Source organism: Salinimicrobium oceani, assembly GCF_012037645.1.
Window position 1 is genome coordinate 1 of sequence record NZ_JAAVJR010000262.1, and the last position, 583, is coordinate 583.

At 38.8% G+C, this 583-nt stretch carries 1 protein-coding gene; it reads left to right on the forward strand.

Annotated features, from left to right (window positions below; translation table 11 throughout):
* Nucleotides 1-14: 14 nt before the first annotated feature.
* On the forward strand, nucleotides 15-583 hold a 569-nt coding region (locus tag HC175_RS16630), incomplete at its 3' end, for a YggS family pyridoxal phosphate-dependent enzyme (RefSeq protein ID WP_168139485.1).

Here is a 583-nt window from a genome sequence, read left to right on the forward strand (position 1 = left end):
TGAAACCATTGGTTATGAATATTGCTGAGAATCTAAAAAATATTAAAGCTGAAATACCGGAAGAAGTAACTCTGGTAGCCATTTCCAAAACAAAGCCCGAAAAAGACATTTTAGAAGCCTATGATGCGGGGCAGCGTGTCTTTGGAGAGAACAAGATCCAGGAAATGGCAGAGAAATGGGAGAAACTTCCAAAGGAGATCAAGTGGCACATGGTAGGTCATGTACAAAGGAACAAAGTGAAATACATGGCCGAATTTGTTGAACTCATTCATGCCGTAGATTCCCTGAAACTCCTTAAAGAGATAGAAAAACAGGCAGCAAAATATGACCGTACCATCAACTGTCTTCTACAGATAAAAATAGCCGAAGAAGACACAAAATATGGAATAGATGTTGATGAAGCAGAAAGTATCCTGCAGTCGGATGCCTACCGCAAAATGACTCATGTTAAAGTAGTTGGCTTGATGGGAATGGCGTCCTTCACAGAAAATGAAGAACAAATAAAAGAGGAATTCAGTTTTTTAAGTACTACTTTTGAAGCTTTGAAATCCAGGTATAATTCCTTTACAACCTTATCGATGGG